Raw genomic sequence first — 22,562 nt, 5'->3', positions numbered from 1 at the left:
CCGGCGCCGACATGCCCGGGGGCGATCGTGCATGTAGCTGCCCCGGAGGGAGCCGCCGAAACGGCCGGTGTGTGTGCGACGTTTCCTGGTCGTCGGGAACGGGGTTCCCTCGGCCGCTTCGGGAGGGGCCGGAAGGGAGGACGGGGAGCGCCGGGAGGGGTTCCGGGAAGCTGACGCAACTCCCACGGACCCGGGGGACGGCGGCCCGGGGCCGCCCACGGCGCACGGTGCGCGCCTGTGGACGGCGGTCCCGGGGGCCTCAGGCGCGGGCGTGCGCGTGGTCGTGCAGGCCGTGGACGTCCCATTCCGGGAAGGGGTCCTGGAGCGATTCCCAGGGCGCGGCGAGCTCGTCGTCGGTGAGCAGGCAGGAGCGCAGGGCCCGGTCCAGGGAGTCGCGCCGCAGGGAGGTGCCGATGAACACCAGTTCCTGGCGGGGCTCCACCGGTTCGCTGTCCGCCAGGTCCTCGGGCGCGTAGCCCAGGGCGGCCCCGTCGGCCGGGTCCCACACCCCCGCGGGCTCGAACCGGGCCACCGGCCCCGCCTGGGACCACAGCCCCGTGGTCCGGGCGCGGGTCGCCAGCCAGAAGAAGCCCTTGGTCCGCAGGATCGTGCCGTGCCGGTCCCCGTCGAAGCCCGCCGAGACCAGCTCCCAGAGCCGTCCGGGGTGGAAGGGGCGGTCGGCGCGGAACACCAGGCTGGAGATCCCGTACTCCTCCGTCTCGGGGACGTGGTCGCCGTTGAGCTCGGCCACCCACCCCGGCGCGCGGGAGGCGCGTTCGAGGTCGAACCGGTCGGCCCCCACCAGTTCGCGCGGGTCGACGCGGCCGTGCGTGACGCGCAGGACCCGGGCGAGGGGGTTGAGCCTGCGCACGGCCGCCTCCACCCGCTCGGCCTCCTGCGCGGTGACCAGGTCGGTCTTGGTGACGAGGAGGAGGTCGGCGAACTCCACCTGGTCGACGAGCAGGTCGCTGACCGTGCGCTCGTCGTCCTCGTAGGCGTCGAGTCCGCGTTCGACCAGGTCGTCGCCCTTGTCGAGTTCCGTGAGGAAGTTCGCGGCGTCGACCACCGACACCATCGTGTCCAGCCGCGCCCCCTCCAGGAGGGGGCGTCCGTCCGGGCCGGGGACGGCGAAGGTCGCCGCCACCGGCATCGGTTCGGAGATGCCGCTGGACTCGATCAGCAGGTGGTCGAAGCGGCCCTGTTCCGCGAGACGGGAGACCTCCTCCAGCAGGTCGTCGCGCAGGGTGCAGCAGATGCAGCCGTTGGTCATCTCCACCAGGCGCTCGTCGGTCCGGGACAGGTGGCCCTCGCCCCGGACCAGCTCGGCGTCGATGTTGATCTCGCTCATGTCGTTGACGATCACCGCCACCCGCAGGCCGTCCAGGTTGCCGAGGAGGTGGTTGAGCAGGGTCGTCTTGCCCGCGCCGAGGAAACCGGACAGCACGGTCACCGGGAGCCCGTCGGGTGCGCTCATGGCCTCAGCCCTCCGGGAGGAGCTTGTACAGCCCGGCCTCGGAGGGGCCGTGCGGCACGGCCCGCAGGCGGTGGGGCGAGGTCTCGGCGCGCAGCGCCTCCTCGGTGATCGTCCACCAGTCGTAGCGGACGTCGTCTGAGGCGAGGACCCGCCCGTCCCCGCGGACCTCGTAGGTCATGTGCCAGTTCACCCGCTCCGGGCCGCTGGGCTCGGCGGCGGCCCAGCCGACGTAGGAGCGGTCGCCGAGGCGGACCTCGCTCATCCGCGCCCGTTCCACCCGCTCGGGCTTCAGCGGTGCGGCGAGGTTGAGCAGGATGAACGCCCCGGGGGCCAGGCGCGGGGCCAGGTCCTCCCAGAGCCGGTCGCGCTCGTGCGGGCTGAAGTGCCCGATGAGGTTGGCCATCACCATCCCGCCGATCCGGTCGGGCAGGTGGGCCGAGAGCAGGTCGTCGCCGTCCACGGTCACCCGGTCGCGCAGGTCGGCGTCCTCGGCGATCCGGGAGAGCAGCACCGTCCTCAGCGGGAGGGAGGGCTCGACGGCCAGGATCCGGGCCCCGGGCAGGGCGGCGGCCACGAGGCGGGTCCCGTGGCCCCCTCCGGCGCCGGCGTCCACCACGGGGCCGGCGTCGGAGGGGAGCTCCCCCAGAGCCTCGACGAGGGTCTCCCCGTGGTGCTCCCACCAGCCTGCGATCATGATGTCGATGTACTGCCCGGAACGGGCGTAGGGGTCGTTGTGTTCAGACACGGTGCGTCTCCTCGCCGAAGTGGTGCGCCCTGGTCGGGGTGGTGGCCGTGGCCGCTCCCGAGGGCCTGCGGCCCTTCCGGCGGGCCCGGCCGGGGCCGGGCGCCCCGCTCCGGCCGGACAGCCGGAGCGGGGACGCCCACGGGTTCTCCGCTACCAACTGGACTTGGTGATGCCCGGCAGCTCCCCGCGGTGGGCCATCTCCCGGAAGCGGATGCGGGAGAGGCCGAACTTGCGGAGGTGTCCCCGCGCGCGGCCGTCCACCGAGTCGCGGTTGCGTACCCGGGTCGCGCTGGCGTCGCGGGGCTGGCGGCGCAGTTCGGCGAGGGCCGCGGCGCGCACGTCCTCGTCGGTGCGGGGGCTCTTGATGAGCTGCTTCAGCTCGGCGCGGCGCTCCGCGTAGCGGGCGACGACGGCCTTGCGCTGCTCGTTGCGGGCGATCTTGCTCTTCTTCGCCATCTCAGACCTTCTCCCCGCGGGCGCGGATGTCCGCGACGACGCGCTCGATCCCGCGCGCGTCGATGACCTTCATGCCCTTCGTGCTCACCCGGAGCTTGACGAAGCGCTGTTCGCCGGGCAGCCAGTACCGCTTGCTCTGGATGTTGGGGTCGAACCTGCGCTTGGTCCGCCTGTGGGAGTGGGAGACGGCGTTTCCGAAGGACGGGGACTTCCCCGTGACCTGGCATACGCGGGACATGGTGACTCCTTGTCTTTCCAGGACCGTTTCCGGTCCTTCTCAGGCCTTCTGCGTCGGCGTGTTGGAGGGGTAGGGCAGCAGGGCCATCTCGCGAGCGTTCTTGACCGCCGCGGCGATCAGCCGCTGCTGGCGTGCGGTGACCCGGGTCACCCTGCGGCTGCGGATCTTCCCCTTCTCGGAGATGAACTTGCGCAGGAGGGCGGTGTCCTTGTAGTCGACGTAGTCCTGTTCGCCCAGGGGGTTCGTGAAGGTCCGCGACGTCTTGCGCTTGTCGGAACGGCGTGCTGAAGCGGGCATGCTCACCTTTCTGAGAACTCCGCGAAGGGGTCGGTGCTGAATTCCTGGCCCGTCTCCTCGTCGGTGACCAGGCAGGAGTCCAGCAGTGATTCCAGGGCCGCGGTGTCGAGGCCGACACCGACGAAGGAGAGGTGCTGGCGCCGGTCGCCCGCCTCGGGGTCCCAGTCCAGGAGCGCGGAGACGCGCCTGGCCTCGGGGGCGAGGTCCATGGCGGCCGGGGGCAGGGCGTCCATCCACGGGCCGCCGTCCTCCACCAGGAGCAGCGCCCCGAACGATTCCCAGACGAGGAGGGAGTCGGCCTGGCTGGCCAGCCAGAAGCGCCCCCGGCCGCGGACGCTCGTGGACAGCACCTGTTCCAGGGCGTCGGCGAACCGCTGGGGGTGCAGGGGGCGGGTGCGTGTCCAGGTGAAGGTGCGCACGCGCCCGTCGAGGCGGTCGCCGTACTGGGCCCAGGCCGGGTTGGACCGGGCGTGGGCGGCCCCCGGGTCGAAGAGGCCCCGTGTCGGGTCGATCGCCCGGGACCCGGGGAGCGCGACGACCGCCGCGGGGTTGAGGTGCTCCACCAGGACGTGCGCCTCGCTCCCGGCGTCGGTCCCGTACAGATCGATCACCGAGGGGTACTCGATCTGCCTGGTGAGCACCTCGCTCACGGTGCGGTTGTCGTCCTCGGCGATGTCCAGGCCGCGGTCGCCCAGGTCGTCGTCGCTGAGCAGGTCCTCGACCAGGCGGCCGGAGTCCACCGCGCCGACGACGGCGACCAGGCGCAGGGCCCCCTCGTGGGCGATCGCCTCGGCGATCAGCTTCGGTTCGACGCCGTCCCAGGCCTCCACGACGCACAGGCCGGGCGGATCCTCCGCCGCCATGCGGAGCAGGTAGGGGATCAGGTCCTCCCGCAGCGTGCACGAGGCGCAGGCGTGGACGAGGTCGACGTGCTCGCGTTCGACCCGGCCCGTGGCGTCCCGGACCACACGGTGGACGATCCCCTCCCCGATCTCCTCCAGGTCGTGGTGCACGGACACCGATCCTGGGGACGTGGCGAGCAGTTCGTCGACCGAGAGTCCACGTGCCGACCGGTGTATGCCGGTGACCAGGACCACGCGCATGTGCCCTCCTTCCCGTAGGGGCTTCCACCAAGGAAGTGAAAACGATTATCGTTTCCGAAAGTCTACAGGGTGTTCGGAAGGGGTGTGTCCACGACCCCCGTGGGCGGGGTCCGGTTCGTCGGTGCTGTACGGCCGGGTCAGGACGCCGGGGCCCTCCGCTGCCCGCGCGGGTCCGGGGGCGGCGCGGGCAGCACGAAGCCCCCGCTCCGGACCGGGGGTCCTGTGGGGAGCGGGGGCTTCTCGTGCCGGGGCGGCGGGCCGGACGGCCCTACCGGTCGGGACGGGCCGCGGGGGAGGTCACCGCCGACTCGGGTCCTCTTCGCTGGCGGGCTCGGCCGGAGAGGCGTCCGTGGGCCGCCCGTCGAGCGTCCGGTCGACGGCCGAGGCCAGCTCGGCCAGCCAGGCCAGGTGGCTCCGCAAAGCCGTGCGGCCCTCGGGGGTCAGGCGGAACCACGTCTTGGGGCGGCGCCCGACCGCTCCCTTGCGGACGTCGAGGTAGCCCGCGGTCTCGAGGGTGCGGCTGTGCTTCGACACCATCGGGTCGCTGACGCCGAGCAGGTCGCGGACGGTGGCGAAGTCGACCCAGTCGGCGCTCTGCAGGAGCGCGCACATCGCCAGCCTGGGACCGGTCTCCAGGATCGGCCGGCGCCCGGTGCCGCTTGCGCCCGGTTCGCCGTCGCCGGGGTGGTCAGGCTCGGTCACGGCTTGACCCGACCGGCCTCGATGCTCCGGCGCATGGCCGCGCGGACGAGCATGTACCCCACGAGCATGACGGTTGCGACGGGGACCAGGGCGGCGAGCGCGAGGCCCATGTGTCCGTGGTCGACCAGGGCCTGGATGCCGAGGAAGCCGGCGCCGGTGGCGGCCAGGGTGGCGACCCACAGGATCCGGGCGCCGGGGTAGGAGGTGACGCGGCGCGGGAGGTACACGCCGGTGCGCCGCCGCCGGACGATCGCGTAGACCGCAGACGCCGCGGCCAGGACGACCAGGCCCCAGTCGAGGTAGGCGCCTGCGGTGGGGAGGAGCGCCCTCCAGATCGGAAGGCCCGCGATCAGAGTGCCGGCGAACGCGAGGAACACCCAGTAGGAGCCGGGCAGTGAGGCGTGGGCGGCGATCCTGCTGCGGGCCTCGGCGACTTGGTCGAGCTCGGGAGTGCTGGCCATGTCTGTCTCCTCTTTGGTATCTGCTTTCCTTTTGGAAAGTAGATACCAAAGAGTGGGTGATGTCAACGGTGGAGAGGCCGCCGCGGGCCGTCGGCTCCGCCGGTGGGCGGGTGTTCTCCCAGGTCGGGGCGGGGCAGGACGAATCCACAGAAAAACGGGGGTCCGGCGGTCCCCCTCGGAGGGGAGCGGGGCGGACAGGACGGGGAACCCGGCCTCGGGTGCCGCGTGGATGAGACGGGCCGATGCGTCGGGAGGGCGGGCGCCCCGCAACCGCCCCGGCCGCAGGAGGTTCGCGGCCCCGGTCACCGGGACGTCGGCTCGTCCTCCCGCGTCACATGCCGACGGAGGGGTCCAGGAGCACGGCCCGGCCCTCCATCCAGTTCTGTCCCGTGAGGCGGCGGAACGCCTGGACGAGGTGGTCGCCGAAGTCGAAGGAGGGGTCCAGGAGCCACTGGGCCTGGAGGCCGTCCCAGGTCGCGAGGAACTGGCGGGCGACCCCGACCGCGTCGAGGCCGGGGTGGGCCGTGCCCGCGCGCTGGCGGTGGCGCACCACCCGGGCGAAGTGCGCCACGGCCTCCCGGTTGTGGCGGGAGAGGAACTCCTGGGCCGGGTGGTCGGGGGAGGTGGCGCGGCCCAGGAGCGCGGTGTGCAGACGCATGATGTGCGTCCGCTCCGCCGTGGTGTCCACGAACGCGCGCAGGTCGTCCAGGCCCATGGCGGGGTCGGACGTGAAGGGCCGCAGCGCGGTCTCCTCGTCGGACAGCTCCAGGGCGGCGACGAGGAGGTGCTCCTTGGTGGGGTAGTGGTACAGCGCGGTGGCCTCGCTGGTCCCGGCCCGCCGGGCGGTCCCTGCCGTGGTGACCCGCTCGTGGCCCTCCTCCAGCACGGTGTCGAGCACCGCTCGGGCGATGCTCCTGCGGCGCTCGGTCGAACGGGCGTAGGGGCCGCGCGACCCGGTGGAGGTGGTGCTCATGGTGATCACTCTAGGCTTCCCCCAAAACCGATGTCGACTCGAATTTCCTCGAAGCGATGCCCTTGTTCCGACTTCAAGCAGGCCGGTATGCTGCGAATCCCTTGCGAAAACTCATCCTCACTCAGTTTTGAGGGGCCGCCCTCGGCGTCCACCGCACGGCGGCGGCACCGCCGTCCCGCGGGCGCGGAACGCGGGATCCGGGGCCTTGCGGGGCCACCGCGACCGCGGCACGGCACCGGGTGAAGCACCGCGAGGGGACCTACGACCGACACGAAGGAGCTCGTGCCTTGAACGCACACCCCGGACCCGTCCCCGACCTGAGCGGGCTCACCCTCGCGGAGCTGGCCTCGCTGAGCGGCGGCGCCGACTTCTGGAGCACCAAGGCCGTGGGGGAGGTCCCCTCCCTCGTGCTCACCGACGGGCCGCACGGGGTGCGCCGCCAGGCCGGAGCCACCGACCACCTCGGGCTCGCCGAGAGCCTTCCCGCGACCTGCTTCCCGCCGGCCGTGGGCCTGGCCCAGAGCTGGGACCCCGACCTGGTCCGGCGGGTGGGCGCCGCACTCGGGACCGAGGCCGGAGCCCTGGGGGTCGACGTGCTCCTGGGCCCGGGGATCAACATCAAGCGCGACCCGCGCGGCGGACGCAACTTCGAGTACTACTCCGAAGACCCCTTCCTCACCGGCGTCCTCGGCGGCGCCTGGGTGACCGGGCTCCAGGGCACCGGCGTGGGCGCCTCGCTCAAGCACTTCGCCGCCAACAACGCCGAACACGACCGGATGCGCTCCAGCTCGAACATCGACCCGCGCACGCTGCGCGAGATCTACCTGCGCGCCTTCCAGAAGGTCGTGCGCACGTCCGCCCCGTGGACCGTGATGTGCTCCTACAACCGCATCAACGGCGTCTACGCCTCCGAGGACCACTGGCTGCTCACCACCGTGCTGCGCGAGGAGTGGGGCTTCGACGGCGTGGTCGTCAGCGACTGGGGCGCGGTGCGGGAGCGCTCCGCCTCGGTCCCGGCGGGGCTGGACCTGGAGATGCCCGGCGACGGCGGGGCGAGCGACGCGCGGCTGGTCGCCGCGGTGGAGGACGGCTCCTGCTCACCGGAGGACGTCCGCACGGCCGCCTCCCGCGTGGCCGCGCTGGCCGCGAAGGCGGCCCACGCCCGCGGGGAGCGGGCGTCGCGGGAGTCGGGGACCCACGAGGTCGCGGCGCAGGACGCCGAGGCACACCACACGCTCGCCCGCGAGGTGGCGGCGCGGTGCGTCGTCCTTCTCAGGAACGAGGGAGGACTCCTGCCGCTGGCGCCGGGCTCCTCGGTCGCCGTCATCGGCGGGTTCGCCCAGAACCCGCGCTACCAGGGCGGCGGCAGCTCCCACGTCAACCCCACGCGCCTGGACGTGCCCCTGGAGGAGATCCGCGCCTTGGCAGGGGAGGGCACGGTCACCTTCTCCCACGGGTACACCGAGGGGGAGGACGTCGACGCGGGCCTGCGCGAGCAGGCGGTGCGCGACGCGGAGAACGCGGACGCCGCCGTGGTCTTCCTCGGCCTCGCCGAGCACCAGGAGTCCGAGGGCTTCGACCGGGACCACATCGAACTGCCCGCCGAGCAGCTCGACCTGCTCGCCGCCGTCGTGGCTGCGCAGCCCCGCACGGTCGTCGTGCTCTCCCACGGCGGCGTGCTGCGCCTGGCCCCGGTCGCCGAACTCGCCCCGGCGATCCTCGACGGGGCACTGCTCGGCCAGGCGGGCGGCGGCGCGATCGCCGACGTGCTGTTCGGCCGGGTCAACCCGTCCGGGCGGCTGGCCGAGACGGTGCCGGTGCGGTTGCAGGACACCCCCGCGTACCTGAACTTCCCCGGGGAGAACTCCGCGGTGCTCTACGGCGAGGGCCTGTACGTGGGCTACCGCTGGTACGACGCCCGTGAGACGGAGGTGGCCTTCCCCTTCGGGCACGGGCTGTCCTACACCAGCTTCGCCTACTCCGACCTGCGGCTGGAGCAGGACGGGACCGGCGTCACGGCGAGCCTGACCGTGACCAACACCGGCGACCGGGCCGGGCGCGAGGTCGTGCAGTTCTACGTCTCCAAGCCCGACTCGGCCGTGTCGCGGGCGCCCCGCGAGCTGAAGGGCTTCGCCGGCGTGACCCTGGAGCCCGGACAGAGCGAGCGGGTCTCCGTGCTCCTGGCCCGTGAGGACCTGGCGTACTGGGAGGTGCGGGTCGACCGCTGGGTGGTCGAGGGCGGCGAGTACACGGTGTCGGCCGGTGCTTCGAGCCGCGACCTGAGGGCCGAGGCCGCGGTCACCGTCGAGGGCGACGAGCTGCGGCTTCCCGTGACGCTCGACTCGACGCTGGGCGAGGTCATGGCCGATCCGAAGGCGGCGGCCGTGCTCGGAGAGGCCCTCTCCTCCTCGCCGCTGGCCTCCGGCGACTCCTCCGCGCTGGGCATGGACATGGTGCGCATGATGGCCTCGATCCCGCTGGGCCGCCTCGCGTCCTTCGGGCCGGTGGGGCGCGAGGAGCTCGAAGCCCTCATCGCCCGCATCAACCAGGAGGCGTGAGCGCAGGGCCGCCGTCCCCGGAGCGGGACGGCGGCCCACCCCCCTCCGGTCCCCGATCGCTGACCCGGCGGATCCGGGATCCGGCGTTCCCCGAGGCGCCGAGCGCAGGAGAAGGTCGAGGCCCGCAACAAGCTGATCGCCGCCGCAGCGGCGGGGCTGGCGCAGCTGGTGGCGGACGAGCTGGGGATCACGGTCGGCCTGGAGTGCTTCACCACGGGTGATCTGGGGGCGTGCGGTGAGACGGCGCTGAACGTCGCGTCGATGTTCGTGGGTGGCCTGGCGGGCAAGATCGACAACCTCTGCGCACCCGGTAACAGCTTTGTGCCCGGTACACGGGTGCTGATGGCCGACGGGTCGACCAGACCCATCGAAGAGGTCGATGTCGGCGAGAAGGTGTTGGCGACCGATCCGGAGACCGGTGAGCAGACCGCGCGGACGGTGCTGGCCACCATCATCGGGTCGGGTGCCAAGCACCTGGTGCAGATCACGGTGGACCCGACCACCGAGCGCGAAGCGGCTGATGAGGATACCGGTTCCGAAACTGAAGGGCAGCAGGCCGAGCAGTCGGGCATCCCTGGCCCGGTAACGACGGGGGACGTGGTCATCGCGACCGACGAGCACCCGTTCTGGGTGCCCGACTTGGGGCAGTGGGTCGACGCGGTCGACCTGGCTCCGGGCACGTGGCTGCAGACCTCGTCGGGCACCTGGGTGCAGGTCTCCGCGGTCCGGGCCTGGACCCAGCCTGCGACGGTCCATAACCTGACCGTCCAAGGCGTCCACACGTTCCACGTGACCGTTGGGGACCTGAACGTCCTCAACCACAACTGCGGTGGTGGAACAACTGTCTATCGCGGAGTCTCGGAAAGAAGCGGGCAAACGGGGGATATGAACCCTGCTTTTGAGGATGCCACTAACGGAGTTGTGAATCCTCGCGGTGGAAGCGCGACCCCTGAGTCGCATCATAACGGTAAGACGAACAGTGAATATACGAGTTGGACAACTAGTCCTAGGGTTGCACTAACTGCGGCAACCAAGGACGGTGGTGCTGGGGTTGTAATCCGATCAAGAATTCCTTCTGGCAGGGTGCATGTCCATTCAAATGAACAGCCTTGGGTGGATTTCCGGGGGGAGTATGAAGTGATAATCCAGGGTCGCATGACAGGAGATGCCATTCCGGCGTGGGTGGGAATGTCTACTGATGATATGGTATTCTGATTCCGTCCGGGATTTAATTTTGTTTTGATCGGGGGCGCGGTGCAGTATCAGATTTCCTTCCCGAGGCTCAGTTTGATGCTTCGTGAGAGTGGTTGTCGATCATTGAAATTCGTTCCAGGGGAGATTCTGGAGGGAGTGTTCGGAGACGTCCGGGAGGCTTTCGATGTCGGAGTTGCGGAGAGTTCGCTGTTCTTGGATACTTACAGGTTCAGGTATGCTTCCTACCCTGATGTCGCGGAGGCCAGGTTCGGGTGGAATGAGTTCTTCGAAGTCCTGCGCAGGGATTCGGAAAATGGCATTTTCGCCGTGAGGTCGTCTTCCTGGAGGGCGATCCTGTTGACAGATTTCCGGGTGCAGAAAATCGAAGCTGCGATCGTCGGTCCGCCCGAAGACTTCACGTGGCCGGAAGGGGCTGCGGATTCTTAGCTGTGGGCTGGTGAGAGCCGGCCAGCTCATGGTCGTCGTCGTTTCTCTGGACATCTCTCAGTGTCCCGAGGTCGGAGAGGGGCTGGCGCACGCGTTCATCGGGTGAAGTCTCAGGGGCGACCGTAGGCGGCCTGTGGACGGTCTTCGAGTGAACGTGAAGTCGGTCGAGTTCGAAGCCGGCCTGTGGGGCTGGCCGGGGTTCAGGACGATGACGGGTGACGCGTCCTTCGTTCCGGTGTGCTTCATGGAGTTGGTGTCCCAGGGCTCCGAGAACGATGCCATGGACCACTACTGGGATCTCGAGAACTCGGTCTTCGTCCAGAGGCAGTTCTTCGAGGTGGCGGAGCCGACCATGGCCCTCGCGATGGCTGCACTCGTTTCTGATCCTTCGCCCCATGTGAGGATTGTGCTCCTCGAGCCTGATATTTCAGATGGTCAATGGTGTGGCCCATGGTGCTGTCATCGACCGAGGAGATCTCGGCCTGGTGTGGAGGTGCAGAGATGTCGCCAGAAGGGGGATCCTGGTTCTGTACGGGGAATCCCTCGGGAAGACGGGTGAGCAGGCTCTGGATGTCGTGGACCTGATCGAAGGCGACCGTTCGAGGCCGGCCGGCTTCAGAGACGTTGCCGCCCGGTTCTGGGGCAGCTGAGAACGGGGTTCCCCGAGTCGGGGAGCGGAAGCAGCGAAGCGCTCATCGCCCGTGCCAACCGGGAGGGGTGAAGCGGGGGCGGAAGAAGCGGCGGCCCTCGACCACCGCCCCGGACACGATCTCCCGCAGTGTCCACGGGTGGGCGGAGTGGTCGTCGACCGTCACACCGCCGTTCGCGAGGAGCAGTGCGACGGCCCGGTGGACCTCCGCGATGCCGTACACGCGCCCGGAGACGTCGATCTGCACCGCCCAGGCGGGGCGGTGCCCGACCGCTGTTGCGAGGCCCGCCACGTCCTCGGGGTCCCAGTCGGAGAACAGGAAGCCCGTCTCCTCGTCGTCGATGTCGATGTAGAGGACGCCGTCCAGGATCCACGGCTCGCGCTGCCCGGGCACGCTCCGGTCCAGGAGGGCGGCGGTCACGGACCGCTCGCCCGGGGGGAAGACGAACACGCTGCGCACGCGGGGAGTGTAGCCGGTGCGGTTCCGCCGCGCCCGTGGACGCTTCCGGGCGTACCCCGCCGCCGACGGGGCGCACGGCACGGCCCGACAGTTCAGCCGTCGCCGTCCCCGGCGGCCGTCCCGGCGCCACCGTGTCCGGGGGAGTGGATGTGCAGCTCGCCTATCCGTCCGGCCTGGATGACGGTGCCCGCTCCGTCGCCGTGGAACTCGTTCCGGCTGATGAGGGGCTGCGCGGCGGGAGGCCCCGTCCCGGCCGGGCCGCACCGGGGTTCCGCCCGCTCCAGCCCGGGCCACCTCTGCGCGGCCTTGTGGGTCATGACCCTCACGAGGAGGTCAGCGGTTCCCGCGGCGACCTTGCAGGCGAACAGGCCCGCGGCGATGACCAGGAGGAACTGGAGGAGCGTGGCGGGGCCGAGGTGGAGGGCGAGTTTTCGGGCAGGCTCCGCCAGCTGTGACGGCTCCGGAAAGACGAAGCCAGAACGCTCAGGGCCAGTGCCTCGATCTTCGCTCGCGCCTTCCTGTTCGCCCGAAGGGTGACCGGGCCGACGCTACCGGAGGCGGACGGCGGCGCGCGAGGGCGGGACGTGTCCGGACCCGGCCACGGAGCCCGCCGGGAGCGCCGAACCGCGCGGACCGGCCACCACGCTGCGGTCGGGCCGACCGGGCCCGGGCCGGCCCGGCCACGGGCGTGTCAGAGGCCGACCATCGCCATCCCCCGGGCGTTGTACCGGTCCCCCCGGACGCCCACCCGTGCGGCGAGTGCGTCCAGGTCGGCGACCTCGTCGGCGGAGAGCGCGATCCGGGTGGCCCCGGAGTTCTCCGCAACCCGGCCCCGTCGGCGCGTGCCGGGGATCGGCACGATCCACGGATGCTGGGCGAGCAGCCAGGCGAGCGAGACCTGGCCCGCCGTGGCCCCCTTCGCCTCGGCGAGGGCGCGGACGTGCCCCACCAGCGCCCCGTTGGCGTCGATGTTGCCGGCGTCGAACCGGGGGATGGTGGAGCGGATGTCGCCCTCGGCGAACTCGGTCGAGGAACCCACGGTCCCCGTCAGGAAGCCCTTGCCGAGCGGGCTGAACGGGACGAACCCGATGCCGAGTCCGCCGCAGGCCGACAGCACCTCCGGCTCGGGGTCGCGGGTCCACAGCGAGTACTCGCTCTGCACCGCCGTGACGGGGTGGACCGCGTGGGCCCGCCGGATCGTCCCGGCGCCCGCCTCGGACAGCCCGAAGTGGCGGACCTTGCCGGCCGCGACGAGTTCGCCGACCGTCCCAGCGACGTCCTCGATCGGCACGTCGGGGTCGACCCGGTGCTGGTAGAAGAGGTCGATCACGTCGGTGCCCAGCCGCCGCAGCGACGCGTCCGCGACGCGTCTGATCTGCTCGGGCCGGGAGTCGGTCCCGACCATCCTGCCGTCCTGGATGTCCCAGCCGAACTTGGTGGCGATCACGACCCGGTCGCGCAGGGGCGCCAGGGCCTCGCCGACGAGTTCCTCGTTGGCGTAGGGCCCGTAGACCTCGGCGGTGTCGAAGAAGGTGACACCCTCCTCCTCCACGGCGTGGCGGATCACGCCGACCATCTCGTCGCGGTCCCCCGGGTTGGGCCCGTAGCTCTGGGACATGCCCATGCAGCCGAGGCCGACGGCGGAGACCTCCAGGCCCTGTCCGAGCGTGCGCGTGTGCATGACGGCCTCCTCAGGCCTCGGGGATCTCGATGCCGAAGTTCTCGCGGGTGATGTCGGCGGCCTCGGGGCCGCCGCGGATGCCGGTGTCCAGCGCGTCGACGGCGGCGAGCTGCTCGCCGGTGAGCTCGAAGTCGAACACGTCGAAGTTCTCCGCGATCCGGGACGGCGTCACCGACTTGGGGATGACCTGGCGGCCCTGCTGGATGTGCCAGCGCAGCATCACCTGTGCGGGTGTCCTGCCGTGCGCGTCCGCGATCTTCCCGATCACCGGGTCCTCCAGGGTGGAGCCCTTCGACCCGTCGCGGTAGAACGTGATGCCCCCGATCGGCGACCAGGCCTGGTTGAGGATGCCGCGCTCGCGGTCGTACTCCAGCAGCTCCGACTGCCGGAAGTAGGGGTGGACCTCGATCTGGTTGACCGCGGGGACGGTCCCGGCCCCGGAGAGCAGCCGGTCGAGGTGGTCGGGCATGAAGTTGGAGACGCCGATCGCGCGCACCCTGCCGTCGGCGTGGAGCTTCTCCAGGGCCTTGTAGGCCTGGACGGTCAGCTCGAACTCGCCGGGCAGCGCCTGGTGCAGGATCAGCAGGTCCAGCTGCTCGACGCCGAGCTTGCCGGCGGACTTGTCGAAGGCGTGCAGGGTCTCGTCGTAGCCGTAGTCGGTGATCCAGACCTTGGTCTCGAGGAAGACCTCGTCGCGCGCCAGACCGGAGCGGCGCACCGCCTCGCCCACCTCGCGCTCGTTCCCGTAGGCCGCGGCGGTGTCGATGTGCCGGTAGCCCGTGGACAGGGCGGTCTCCACGGCCGTGATCGTCTGCTCCGGCGGGGTCTGGTAGACGCCGAAACCGAGGACCGGCATGTCCACGCCGTTGTTGAGAGTGACGCTCGGAATGCTCATGTACGCCACGCTAGATCAGGGGTGACCTGCGGAGGAGTACCTGGTGATCCGGGTACCCGCAGTGCCCCCCACGCACCGGATCCGGTGGCCGGACCGGCGCGTCCCCGGCCGGGCGGGTCCCCGTCCCGCGGCCGTCCCGGGTAACGGCAGTACCTCCCACGCCGCGGGCGGTGCGCCTACCGTGGGGGCATGGCGACGATGGACCTGCGCAGTGAGATCCGCGAATTCCTGAGTTCGCGGCGGGCGCGCATCACCCCGCGGCAGGCGGGCCTTCCGGCGTACGGGGGCAACCGCCGGGTCAAGGGGCTGCGCCGCGAGGAGGTGGCGATGCTCGCCGGGGTCTCGGTGGACTACTACGTGCGCATGGAGCGCGGCAGCCTGGCCGGCGCCTCCGAGGGCGTGCTCGAGGCCCTGGCCTCGGCGCTGCAGCTGGACGAGGCCGAACGCGAACACCTCTTCTCCCTCGCGCGGGAGTCGGGCGCGCGGAGCGGGCGCCGCGGGCGCAGCGCCCCCGCGACCGTCCGACCGGCGCTGCGACAGGTCCTCGACGCGATCACCGACGCCCCGGCCTGGATCCGCAACGGCCGCCACGACGTGCTGGCCATGAACCGGCTCGCCCGGGCCCTCTACGCCCCCGTGCTCGCGGACCCGCGGCGTCCGGCGAACACCGCCAGGTTCGTCTACCTCCAGCCGGAGGCGGCCCGGGAGTTCTTCGTCGACTACGACCAGATCGTCCGCGACGCGGCCGCGATGCTGCGCCTGGAGGCGGGCCGCAACCCGCACGACAAGTCGCTCATCGCCCTGGTCGGCGAACTCTCGACCCGCAGCGAGCTGTTCCGGCAGAGGTGGGCGTCACAGGACGTGCGCTTCCACCGCTCCGGGCGCAAACGGCTCTTCCACCCGGGCGTCGGCCTGCTCGAACTCGACTTCGAGGCGATGGAACTCCCCGCCGAGCCGGGCCTGCAGCTGAACGTCTACACCGCGCCGGCCGACTCACCGGCGGCCGACGGGCTCAAGCTGCTGGCCTCCTGGGCGGCCGACCAGGAGCGGCTCTCCACCGAGGAGCCCCCGGCCATCCGCTGACCCGGCCCCGGGGGACCGCCCGGGCCGGCCCCGGTCCCCCTCCGTCCCCGGGCCGTCCGGAGTGCCGGGCGGGCGCGCGGCGCACCCCTCAGTGGAACACCCGGTCGGACCCGGCGGGGGCGGCCAGCCGGACGGCGGACTCCAGCATCAGCGCGTGCACGAACGCCTGGGGGAGGTTCCCCCGCATCTGGCGCTGGCCGATGTCGTACTCCTCGGCGAACAGCCCGGGCGGTCCGCAGGCGGTGCGGTTGCGCTCGAACCAGCGCAGTGCCTCGCCGTGGTGGCCCTGCTGGTGCTCGGCCAGGGCCGTCACGAACCCGCACAGCAGGAAGGCCCCCTCGGCCTCCTCCAGCGGGCGCCCGTCGTGCCGGAAGCGGTACGCGTAGTGGTCGTGGGTGAGTTCGCGGACGAAGGCCCGCAGGGTGTTCACCGTCCGCGGGTCCCCGGCCGGAAGGGCGCCGCGGAGCGGGGGTAGGAGCAGGGAGGCGTCCAGCCCCGGGTCCTCGGGGCTGCGCTGCCACCGGCCGCCGGGGTGCAGGCTGGTGGCGGCGGTCTCGGCGGCCATGGCGTCGGCCAGACGTGTCCACTCGTTCACGCGGCCCGCGGTGGGGGCCGCGCCGGCCAGGGCACGGAGCCCGGCCGCGCAGGTGAGCCTGCTGTGGGTCCACGCCCGGTCGCCGATCTCCCAGATGCCGGCGTCCGGCCTCCTCCTGTACCGGGCGACGGCGCCGACCGCGGCGTCCGCTGCGCGCCACCCCTCCGGTTCCAGCCGACCGTGCCGGTGGGCGGTGGCCAGCAGGATCAGCGCCTCGCCGAAGGCGTCGAGCTGGAACTGCCGGTTCACCCAGTTGCCGACACGGTCGAAACCGCCCGGGTACCCCTCCAGGCCGAGCGTCTCCTGGCCGGGTATCCGCTCCCCGGCGACGGTGTAGGCCGGGGCCATGTGCGGGCCGTCCTCGAGCAGCCGCGCCGAGACGAAGTCCACCGCGCAGTCCAGGAGGGGGAAGCTCCCCGCCGCGGCCGCGGCCAGGCCCGCGTAGCACTGGTCCCGGATCCAGACGTACCGGTAGTCGTAGTTGCGCCCGGTCCTGGCGCGCTCGGGGAGGCTGGTGGTGGCCGCGGCCACCATCCCCCCTGTGCTGCTGGTCAGCCCCCGCAGGACCGCGTAGGCGTGCCGGGAGTCCCGCGGGGCGAGGCCGTGGTCCAGGGCAGGGACCGTCCTGGACCACTCGGCCGTCGTCGCCTCCCACGCGCGGGAGGCGTCCACCACGGCGCCGAGGGGGCAGTCGGCGATCTCCAGCACCAGGTCGTGGTGTTCGCCGGCCGCGAGGGAGACCTCGGCCGCGAGGCCGGCGGGCTCCCCGCCGCGTGGCACGGGGTGCGCGGAGGGCGCCCCGCTCCACCGCAGGCGCAGGTCGCCCGACCGCGCCGTCCACACGCCCTCCTCCAGGTGGAACGAGGGCGCGCCGCTCCGGCCGAAGTCGGCCGCGGGCTCGAGCCGCAGGTCGAGGCGGGCGTCCCCCTGCACGGCCGTGATGCGCCGCAGCAGCACGGCCCGGTGCGGGTCGCCCGGGAACGCCAGCGCCTCACGGCACTCGGTGATGCCCCCCGAGGTGGTCCAGCGGCTGCGCCAGACCAGTGTGCCGGGCTCGTAGTGGCCGCCGCCGACGAAGCGCCCCCGCGGGGCGACCGTGTAGTGGCCGGGCCCTCCGACGAGGTCGCCGAAGACGGCGCCGGAGTCCCAGCGCGGGGCGCACATCCAGACGATCTCCCCGTGCAGGCCGATGAGGGCCCCGCGCTCGCCGTCCGCGAGCAGCGCGTAGTCCCGCAGGGTCTGCGGCGCGGGCCTTCCGTGTGAGTCCCCCATGGTCCTCCTCGTCCCGGGCGCCGCGTCCGGCACGGCGGCCTCCCGCACCCGGTCCGGCCCCTCCGGCCGTTCAGCCGCGCTTGTGGTGGCGCCCCCGGCCCGGGAGGAAGTCCTGGATCTTGGCCTTGACCCCCTGCCTGACGATGCCGGCGCTCTCGCTGTCCCCTTGGAGGACCGCCGAGGCCGCGGCCTCGATCTGCTCGAGGGTGGCGTGCGGCGGGATCGGGGGGACGTCGGGGTCGGTGCGGAAGTCGATGACGAAGGGCCGGTCCGCGCCCAGCGCCCTGTGCCAGGCGCCCTGGACGTCCTCCGGCCTCTCCACGCGCACCCCGTCGAGGCCGATCAGGCGCGCGAAGTCGGCGTAGGGCACGTCGGGCAGGGACTGCGAGGGCAGGAACTGCGGCGCCCCGGACATGGCGCGCATCTCCCACGTGACCTGGTTGAGGTCGTGGTTGTTGAGGACGGCCACGACCAGCCTGGGGTCCTTCCACTCCTGCCGGTACTTGGCCGCGGTGACGAGTTCGGCCATGCCGTTCATCTGCATGGCCCCGTCGCCCACGAGCGCCACGGCGGGCCGGTCCGGATGGGCGAACTTGGCGCCGATGGCGTAGGGGACCCCCGGCCCCATGGTCGCGAGCGTGCCCGACAGGGACCCCCGCATGGTTCCGCGCATCCGGAGGTGGCGCGCGTACCAGTTCGCCGCCGAACCCGAGTCGGCCGTCAGGATCACGTCGTCCGGCAGGAGCGCGTCCAGGGCGTGCACGACGTACTCGGGGTTGATGGGATCGGCCTCCACGGCGGCCCGGCGCTGCATGACCTCCCACCAGCGCGCCGTGTCCTTCTCGACCTTCCTGCGCCAGGCCTTGCGCTTCCTGTCGCGTTTGAGCTGGGGGAGCAGGGCGGCGAGGGTCTCCTTGGCGTCCCCGACGAGGTTGACCTCGAACGGGTAGCGCAGGCCGATCATGTGCGGGTCGATGTCGATCTGCACCGCGCGCGCCTGGTCGAAATCCGGGAGGAACTGCGAGTAGGGGAAGCTGGACCCCACCACCAGCAGGGTGTCGCAGTCCCGCATGAGCTCGTAGGAGGCCCGGGTGCCGAGGAGACCGATCGAGCCCGTCACGTACGGCAGGTCGTCGGGCAGGACGTCCTTGCCCAGCAGGGCCTTGGCCACCCCGGCGTCCAGGCGCTCCGCGAGCGCGACGACCTCGGCCCGCGCGCCCGCGGCCCCCTGGCCGACCAGGACGGCGATCCGTTCCCCCGCGTTGAGCACCTGCGCGGCCCGGGAGAGGTCCGCGGGCCTCGGGACGGGGACGGGGGAGGACAGGCCGAGGCTGGACGGGACCATCTTGAACTCGTGGGTCGGCGGCGAGTAGTCCAGTTCCTGCACGTCGGCGGGGATGATGACGGCGGTCACCGTCCTCCTCGCGTACGCGGTGCGCATCGCCCTGTCGATGACGTTGGGCAGCTGCTCTGGGACGGTCACCATCGCGCAGTAGTCCGAGGCCACGTCCTTGTAGAGGCTCAGGAGGTCGACCTCCTGCTGGTAGGAGCCGCCCATGGCGCTCCGGTCGGTCTGCCCCACGATCGCCACCACGGGGACGTGGTCGAGCTTGGCGTCGTAGAGGCCGTTGAGCAGGTGGACGGCGCCGGGCCCCGAGGTTGCCGCGCAGACGCCGACCCTGCCGGAGAACTTCGCGTAGCCGACCGCCTCGAAGGCGGCCATCTCCTCGTGCCGGGCCTGGACGAACTTCGGGTCGTTCTCCGCGCGCCCCCAGGCGGCGAGCAGGCCGTTGATGCCGTCGCCGGCGTAGGAGAAGACGTGCTCGACGCCCCATTCGCGCAACCGCTGCAGGACGTGGTCCGAGACCTTGACCGCCATGGGTTCCCTCGCCTTCCTCGTGGTGGGACAGGTTCCGCGACCGTGCGGACCGGCGGCGCGCGGGCGCCGGTCAGGCCCGCCGCCGTGCGCGGTACCGGGCGCCGGCCGCCGCGCCGGGCACGGCGGCCGGGAGGGACGCTTCCGGCTCCCCACCGGATGCGGGCCCGGCCCGGCGCCGCGTCCAGTCGGGGACGACCGGAGCGCCGGTGTCCTGCCCTCCCGAGCCGGTTCCCCCGCCCCGGGAGAGAATGGAGGCGCCGAACCGGGCGCCGACGGAGACGGCCTTCGCAGCGGCCCCGGCGTCGCCGCGCACCATGGCCCCGAGGGGGACCCGGCGGCGGTCGGAGGCGTCCGTGGAGCAGACGCCCGCGTCGCACCGCGCCTCCCCGTCGGCGCGGCGGCGCAGTTCCTTTCGCGGGGCCGCGACGTCCACGGGAGTGCCCTTGCCCGCGGCCGGACCGGAGACTGCGCTTTTCGGCATGGGGGCAGCGTTCCCGCAGGCGGTGTCGGCCACGCCGGGAATTCGGGACGGTCGGCAAAAAATGGCCCGGGCGGCGGCAAAGAAGGCAATGGGAGTGTCTTCGGGAAGAAATTCATGGCCCTGGTGAAGGGAAACGCTGTACGCATTCCCCTTTCCGTTTCCGATCGGGAGGCGTGCGTCGGGCCGCCCCGCCGGAGCCGCCCCCCGCGACGGCCTCCTCCACCTGGAGGCGCGCGGCCACCCCGGGAACCGGTACAGCCACCGCGTCGCCCCGGCCTCCCGGCGGGGCTCCGGGCGCAGGCCGCCGGACCGGGCCGCGCGGTGAGCCCGCCCGCCCGGGCGGGCTCGCCGAACGGCTACTGGCGGAGCGCGCGGCGCGTCAGAGCAGCCCCTTCAGATAGGCGCCGGTCCTGCTGTCCGGGGCGGCGGCGATCCTCGCCGGATCCCCCTGGGCGACGATCCGGCCGCCCTCGGAGCCGCCGCCCGGGCCCAGGTCGATGACGTGGTCGGCGGTGGCCACGACCCGCATGTCGTGCTCGGCCGCCACGACGGTGGCGCCGGCCCCGACCAGGTCGTGCAGGCGGCCCATCAGCACGTCGGTGTCGTACGGGTGGAGCCCGGTGGTGGGCTCGTCGAGCAGGTAGAGGGAGTCGGCGACCCGGCGGCGCTGGAGCTCGGTGGCCAGTTTGATCCGCTGAGCCTCGCCGCCGGAGAGCTCGGTGGCCGGCTGGCCCAGGCGCAGGTAGCCCAGCCCGACCCCGGCCAGGGTCTGCAGCGACCGCCGCACCGACGGCTCCCCGGTGAAGAAGCCCTCCGCCTCCTCGACCGACATGGCCAGCACGTCCGCCACCGTGCGCCCCCGGTACCGCACCCGGAGGGTGTCCTCGTTGTAGCGGGACCCGCCGCAGGCCGGGCACGGGGCGTAGGCGGTGGGCAGGAACAGCAGCTCCACCGACACGAACCCCTCCCCCTCACAGGTCGGGCAGCGCCCGCCCACGACGTTGAAGGAGAACCGGCCCGGCCCGTAGTCCAGGGCCCGCGCCTCCTCGGTGGCGGCGAAGAGCTTGCGCACCGTGTCGAAGAGCCCGGTGTAGGTGGCCAGGTTGGAGCGCGGGGTCCGCCCGATCGGCTGCTGGCTGACCCACACCACCCGCCCGTGCCCGGCGGCGCGGTCCGCGACCGCCGCCAGCAGGGTGGACTTGCCCGAACCGGAGACCCCGGTGACGGCGGTGAACACCCCCAGGGGGACGTCGGCGTCCAGCCCCCTGAGGTTGTTGCGGATGACCCCGCGCAGTTCCAGGTGTCCGCGGGGCGTGTGGGGGCGCCTCTCCGGCAGGGCGTCGTGGAACAGGTAGCGGCGGGTCACCGACTCCGGGACGTCGCGCAGCCCCGCCACCGGACCGCTGTAGAGGACCCTCCCGCCGCGCTCGCCCGCCTCCGGGCCCACGTCCACGATCCAGTCGGCCCCGCGCACGATGTCCAGGTCGTGCTCGACGAAGCACACGGTGTTGCCCCCGTCCCGCAGGCGCCGCAGGATCCCCGACAGCGCCTCGCAGTCGGCCGGGTGCAGGCCCGCCGAGGGCTCGTCCAGGACGTAGACCACGCCGAACAGGCCCGTGCCCAGCTGGGTGGCCAGCCGGATCCGCTGGAACTCGCCGGTGGACAGGGTCGGGGCCGGGCGGTCCACGCTCAGGTAGCCCAGCCCCAGTTCCTCCAGCACCTCGACCCGGCCGGTGATCTCCCCGGCCAGCGCCCCGGCGGCGCCGGCGTCCTCCCGCCAGGGGCGCAGCAGGGCGGCCAGCTCGGTCAGGGGCAGCCCCGCCACCTCGGTGATGGTGCGGCCCGCGAAGGTGACCCGCAGCGCCTCCCGGCGCAGCCGCCTCCCGCCGCACTCGGGACAGGTCCGGTCGACCATGAACCCCGCCGCCCGGCGGCGCCGCGCCTCGCTGGCCGAGGAGGCGTACGCCTTGAGCACCAGACGCCGGGCGCTGCTGTACTCGCCCTGGTAGCTGCGGTGCACGCGGCCCGCCTCCCGGACCGGGTGGACGGTCACCACCGGCTGCTCCTCGGTGAACAGGATCCACTCGCGCTCCTCCCGGGGCAGCTCCCGCCAGGGCCGGTGGATGTTGTACCCGAGGGTGTCGAGGATGTCGCGCAGGTTCTTGCCCTGCCAGGCCCCCGGCCAGGAGGCGACGGCGCCGTCGGCGATGCTCAGCGAGGGGTCGGGCACCAGCGACTCCTCGGTGACCTCGTGCTCGACCCCCTCCCCGTGGCAGACGGGGCAGGCTCCGGCCACGGTGTTGGGGGAGAAGGAGTCCGAGTCCAGGCGGTCCGCGCCGGGCGGGTAGGTCCCGGCGCGGGAGAACAGCATGCGCAGCGTGTTGGAGACCGTGGTGAGGGTGCCCACGGTGGACCGGACCGACGGCGCGGTGCGCGGCTGGGCCAGGGCCACGGCCGGGGGCATGCCGGTGATGTCGTCCACCTCCGGGGCCGGGAGCTGTTGGAGCAGGCGCCGCGCGTACGGCGCCACGGACTCCAGGTACCGGTGCTGGGACTCGGCGTACAGCGTCCCGAAGGCCAGCGAGGACTTGCCCGACCCCGAGACGCCGGTGAAGGCCACCAGCGCGTCGCGGGGCAGCTCCGCGTCCACGTTCCTCAGGTTGTGGATGCGGGCTCCGCGCACCCGGATGCGGTCGTCGTGGTTTTCCATGGGACCAGGCTTACCCGGTCGCGGTCCCCGCCGGATCCATGGACCGTCCGGGTACGGCAAACACCCCGGGCCCCGCACGCCCCGGGCCGGACGGGGCCGGCCCGGGAAGGGCGTGCGCGCTCCCCGGTCACGGGTTCCGGGAGACCCGGCCACGTTCTGTCCAACTCCGGTCGCCCCGGCCGCCGTCGGCGGGCGCGGTCCCGGCCGCC

Annotated in this window: 22 protein-coding genes; 5 read left to right on the top strand and 17 right to left on the bottom strand. The window is 72.5% G+C overall.

Annotation, left to right across the window (positions count from 1 at the left end; genetic code table 11):
* Window positions 1-259: 259 nt before the first annotated feature.
* The 9 genes from OUQ99_RS19530 to OUQ99_RS19490 form a co-directional block, all read right to left on the bottom strand.
* Window positions 260-1,474, bottom strand: coding sequence for a GTP-binding protein (locus OUQ99_RS19530; protein WP_267945224.1), 1,215 nt, complete (start codon window positions 1,472-1,474; stop codon window positions 260-262).
* Window positions 1,475-1,478: 4 nt separating this feature from the next.
* Window positions 1,479-2,219, bottom strand: a complete 741-nt coding sequence (locus OUQ99_RS19525) for a class I SAM-dependent methyltransferase (protein WP_267945223.1) — start codon at window positions 2,217-2,219, stop codon at window positions 1,479-1,481.
* Between the two features lie 150 nt (window positions 2,220-2,369).
* Window positions 2,370-2,675 (bottom strand): 30S ribosomal protein S14, encoded by a 306-nt coding sequence (gene rpsN / locus OUQ99_RS19520; protein WP_267945222.1) that lies wholly within the window; start codon window positions 2,673-2,675, stop codon window positions 2,370-2,372.
* Between the two features lies 1 nt (window position 2,676).
* A complete protein-coding gene (gene rpmB / locus OUQ99_RS19515; RefSeq protein WP_267945221.1) occupies window positions 2,677-2,913 on the bottom strand; it encodes a 50S ribosomal protein L28 in 237 nt (78 codons plus the stop codon).
* A gap of 39 nt (window positions 2,914-2,952) precedes the next feature.
* Window positions 2,953-3,210, bottom strand: coding sequence for a 30S ribosomal protein S18 (gene rpsR, locus OUQ99_RS19510; protein ID WP_267945220.1), 258 nt, complete (start codon window positions 3,208-3,210; stop codon window positions 2,953-2,955).
* Window positions 3,211-3,212: 2 nt separating this feature from the next.
* Window positions 3,213-4,313: a CobW family GTP-binding protein gene (locus OUQ99_RS19505; RefSeq protein ID WP_267945219.1), complete on the bottom strand. Its 1,101-nt coding sequence runs from the start codon at window positions 4,311-4,313 to the stop codon at window positions 3,213-3,215.
* A 297-nt stretch (window positions 4,314-4,610) separates the two neighbouring features.
* Entirely contained in the window at window positions 4,611-5,015 is a 405-nt protein-coding gene (locus tag OUQ99_RS19500; RefSeq protein WP_431061431.1) for a winged helix-turn-helix domain-containing protein, read from the bottom strand.
* Window positions 5,012-5,476 (bottom strand): hypothetical protein, encoded by a 465-nt coding sequence (locus tag OUQ99_RS19495; RefSeq protein WP_267945218.1) that lies wholly within the window; start codon window positions 5,474-5,476, stop codon window positions 5,012-5,014. The genes OUQ99_RS19500 and OUQ99_RS19495 overlap by 4 nt, the downstream gene beginning before the upstream one ends.
* A gap of 331 nt (window positions 5,477-5,807) precedes the next feature.
* Complete coding sequence (locus OUQ99_RS19490; protein WP_267945217.1) at window positions 5,808-6,449, bottom strand: TetR/AcrR family transcriptional regulator; 642 nt, start codon at window positions 6,447-6,449, stop codon at window positions 5,808-5,810.
* Between the two features lie 287 nt (window positions 6,450-6,736).
* Here OUQ99_RS19490 and OUQ99_RS19485 point away from each other — a divergent pair, with 287 nt between their 5' ends.
* The 4 genes from OUQ99_RS19485 (at window position 6,737) to OUQ99_RS19470 (ending at window position 11,298) form a co-directional block, all read left to right on the top strand.
* Window positions 6,737-9,007, top strand: a complete 2,271-nt coding sequence (locus OUQ99_RS19485; RefSeq protein ID WP_267945216.1) for a glycoside hydrolase family 3 C-terminal domain-containing protein — start codon at window positions 6,737-6,739, stop codon at window positions 9,005-9,007.
* Window positions 9,008-9,175: 168 nt separating this feature from the next.
* The gene (locus OUQ99_RS19480; protein ID WP_267945215.1) at window positions 9,176-10,222 is read left to right on the top strand and encodes a polymorphic toxin-type HINT domain-containing protein; all 1,047 of its coding nucleotides are present in this window, start codon (window positions 9,176-9,178) and stop codon (window positions 10,220-10,222) included.
* Between the two features lie 75 nt (window positions 10,223-10,297).
* Complete coding sequence (locus OUQ99_RS19475; protein ID WP_267945214.1) at window positions 10,298-10,648, top strand: hypothetical protein; 351 nt, start codon at window positions 10,298-10,300, stop codon at window positions 10,646-10,648.
* 431 nt (window positions 10,649-11,079) lie between these two features.
* A complete protein-coding gene (locus OUQ99_RS19470) occupies window positions 11,080-11,298 on the top strand; it encodes a hypothetical protein (RefSeq protein WP_267945213.1) in 219 nt (72 codons plus the stop codon).
* A gap of 42 nt (window positions 11,299-11,340) precedes the next feature.
* Here OUQ99_RS19470 and OUQ99_RS19465 read toward each other — a convergent pair whose 3' ends face one another.
* The 4 genes from OUQ99_RS19465 to OUQ99_RS19450 form a co-directional block, all read right to left on the bottom strand.
* On the bottom strand, window positions 11,341-11,757 hold the full coding sequence (locus tag OUQ99_RS19465) for a hypothetical protein (RefSeq protein ID WP_267945212.1): 417 nt from the start codon (window positions 11,755-11,757) through the stop codon (window positions 11,341-11,343).
* 92 nt (window positions 11,758-11,849) lie between these two features.
* Window positions 11,850-12,074: a hypothetical protein gene (locus OUQ99_RS19460; RefSeq protein ID WP_267945211.1), complete on the bottom strand. Its 225-nt coding sequence runs from the start codon at window positions 12,072-12,074 to the stop codon at window positions 11,850-11,852.
* Window positions 12,075-12,448: 374 nt separating this feature from the next.
* Window positions 12,449-13,438 carry an aldo/keto reductase gene (locus tag OUQ99_RS19455; RefSeq protein ID WP_267945210.1) on the bottom strand — a complete coding sequence of 330 codons (990 nt, stop codon included), beginning with the start codon at window positions 13,436-13,438 and terminating at the stop codon, window positions 12,449-12,451.
* A 10-nt stretch (window positions 13,439-13,448) separates the two neighbouring features.
* Window positions 13,449-14,333, bottom strand: a complete 885-nt coding sequence (locus OUQ99_RS19450; protein WP_267945209.1) for an aldo/keto reductase — start codon at window positions 14,331-14,333, stop codon at window positions 13,449-13,451.
* 198 nt (window positions 14,334-14,531) lie between these two features.
* On the opposite strand from OUQ99_RS19450, the gene OUQ99_RS19445 reads away from it, so the two are divergent.
* The gene (locus OUQ99_RS19445) at window positions 14,532-15,416 is read left to right on the top strand and encodes a helix-turn-helix transcriptional regulator (protein WP_267950422.1); all 885 of its coding nucleotides are present in this window, start codon (window positions 14,532-14,534) and stop codon (window positions 15,414-15,416) included.
* An 88-nt stretch (window positions 15,417-15,504) separates the two neighbouring features.
* On the opposite strand, the gene OUQ99_RS19440 is transcribed toward OUQ99_RS19445, so the two are convergent.
* The 4 genes from OUQ99_RS19440 to OUQ99_RS19425 form a co-directional block, all read right to left on the bottom strand.
* Window positions 15,505-17,283, bottom strand: coding sequence for a glycoside hydrolase family 15 protein (locus tag OUQ99_RS19440; RefSeq protein ID WP_267945208.1), 1,779 nt, complete (start codon window positions 17,281-17,283; stop codon window positions 15,505-15,507).
* A gap of 70 nt (window positions 17,284-17,353) precedes the next feature.
* Window positions 17,354-19,162 (bottom strand): thiamine pyrophosphate-requiring protein, encoded by a 1,809-nt coding sequence (locus OUQ99_RS19435; RefSeq protein WP_267945207.1) that lies wholly within the window; start codon window positions 19,160-19,162, stop codon window positions 17,354-17,356.
* Between the two features lie 70 nt (window positions 19,163-19,232).
* The gene (locus OUQ99_RS19430; RefSeq protein ID WP_267945206.1) at window positions 19,233-19,643 is read right to left on the bottom strand and encodes a hypothetical protein; all 411 of its coding nucleotides are present in this window, start codon (window positions 19,641-19,643) and stop codon (window positions 19,233-19,235) included.
* Window positions 19,644-20,022: 379 nt separating this feature from the next.
* Window positions 20,023-22,353 (bottom strand): excinuclease ABC subunit UvrA, encoded by a 2,331-nt coding sequence (locus tag OUQ99_RS19425; protein ID WP_267945205.1) that lies wholly within the window; start codon window positions 22,351-22,353, stop codon window positions 20,023-20,025.
* Window positions 22,354-22,562 lie beyond the last annotated feature (209 nt).

It is taken from the genome of Streptomonospora nanhaiensis, assembly GCF_026642255.1.
Lineage (GTDB): Bacteria > Actinomycetota > Actinomycetes > Streptosporangiales > Streptosporangiaceae > Nocardiopsis > Nocardiopsis tropica.
The sequence above is the reverse complement of the archived record's forward strand: the minus strand, read 5'-3'. Positions and strand labels throughout refer to the sequence as shown.

Bases quoted from the DNA above. Each gene is read 5' to 3' on its own strand.
- OUQ99_RS19530 (WP_267945224.1), bottom strand. From the start codon at position 1,474: ATGAGCGCACCCGACGGGCTCCCGGTGACCGTGCTGTCCGGTTTCCTC.
- rpsN (WP_267945222.1), bottom strand. From the start codon at position 2,675: ATGGCGAAGAAGAGCAAGATCGCCCGCAACGAGCAGCGCAAGGCCGTC.
- rpmB (WP_267945221.1), bottom strand. From the start codon at position 2,913: ATGTCCCGCGTATGCCAGGTCACGGGGAAGTCCCCGTCCTTCGGAAAC.
- rpsR (WP_267945220.1), bottom strand. From the start codon at position 3,210: ATGCCCGCTTCAGCACGCCGTTCCGACAAGCGCAAGACGTCGCGGACC.
- OUQ99_RS19505 (WP_267945219.1), bottom strand. From the start codon at position 4,313: ATGCGCGTGGTCCTGGTCACCGGCATACACCGGTCGGCACGTGGACTC.
- OUQ99_RS19495 (WP_267945218.1), bottom strand. From the start codon at position 5,476: ATGGCCAGCACTCCCGAGCTCGACCAAGTCGCCGAGGCCCGCAGCAGG.
- OUQ99_RS19490 (WP_267945217.1), bottom strand. From the start codon at position 6,449: ATGAGCACCACCTCCACCGGGTCGCGCGGCCCCTACGCCCGTTCGACC.
- OUQ99_RS19475 (WP_267945214.1), top strand. From the start codon at position 10,298: ATGCTTCGTGAGAGTGGTTGTCGATCATTGAAATTCGTTCCAGGGGAG.
- OUQ99_RS19470 (WP_267945213.1), top strand. From the start codon at position 11,080: ATGGTCAATGGTGTGGCCCATGGTGCTGTCATCGACCGAGGAGATCTC.
- OUQ99_RS19460 (WP_267945211.1), bottom strand. From the start codon at position 12,074: ATGACCCACAAGGCCGCGCAGAGGTGGCCCGGGCTGGAGCGGGCGGAA.
- OUQ99_RS19455 (WP_267945210.1), bottom strand. From the start codon at position 13,438: ATGCACACGCGCACGCTCGGACAGGGCCTGGAGGTCTCCGCCGTCGGC.
- OUQ99_RS19450 (WP_267945209.1), bottom strand. From the start codon at position 14,333: ATGAGCATTCCGAGCGTCACTCTCAACAACGGCGTGGACATGCCGGTC.
- OUQ99_RS19445 (WP_267950422.1), top strand. From the start codon at position 14,532: ATGGACCTGCGCAGTGAGATCCGCGAATTCCTGAGTTCGCGGCGGGCG.
- OUQ99_RS19440 (WP_267945208.1), bottom strand. From the start codon at position 17,283: ATGGGGGACTCACACGGAAGGCCCGCGCCGCAGACCCTGCGGGACTAC.
- OUQ99_RS19435 (WP_267945207.1), bottom strand. From the start codon at position 19,162: ATGGCGGTCAAGGTCTCGGACCACGTCCTGCAGCGGTTGCGCGAATGG.
- OUQ99_RS19430 (WP_267945206.1), bottom strand. From the start codon at position 19,643: ATGCCGAAAAGCGCAGTCTCCGGTCCGGCCGCGGGCAAGGGCACTCCC.
- OUQ99_RS19425 (WP_267945205.1), bottom strand. From the start codon at position 22,353: ATGGAAAACCACGACGACCGCATCCGGGTGCGCGGAGCCCGCATCCAC.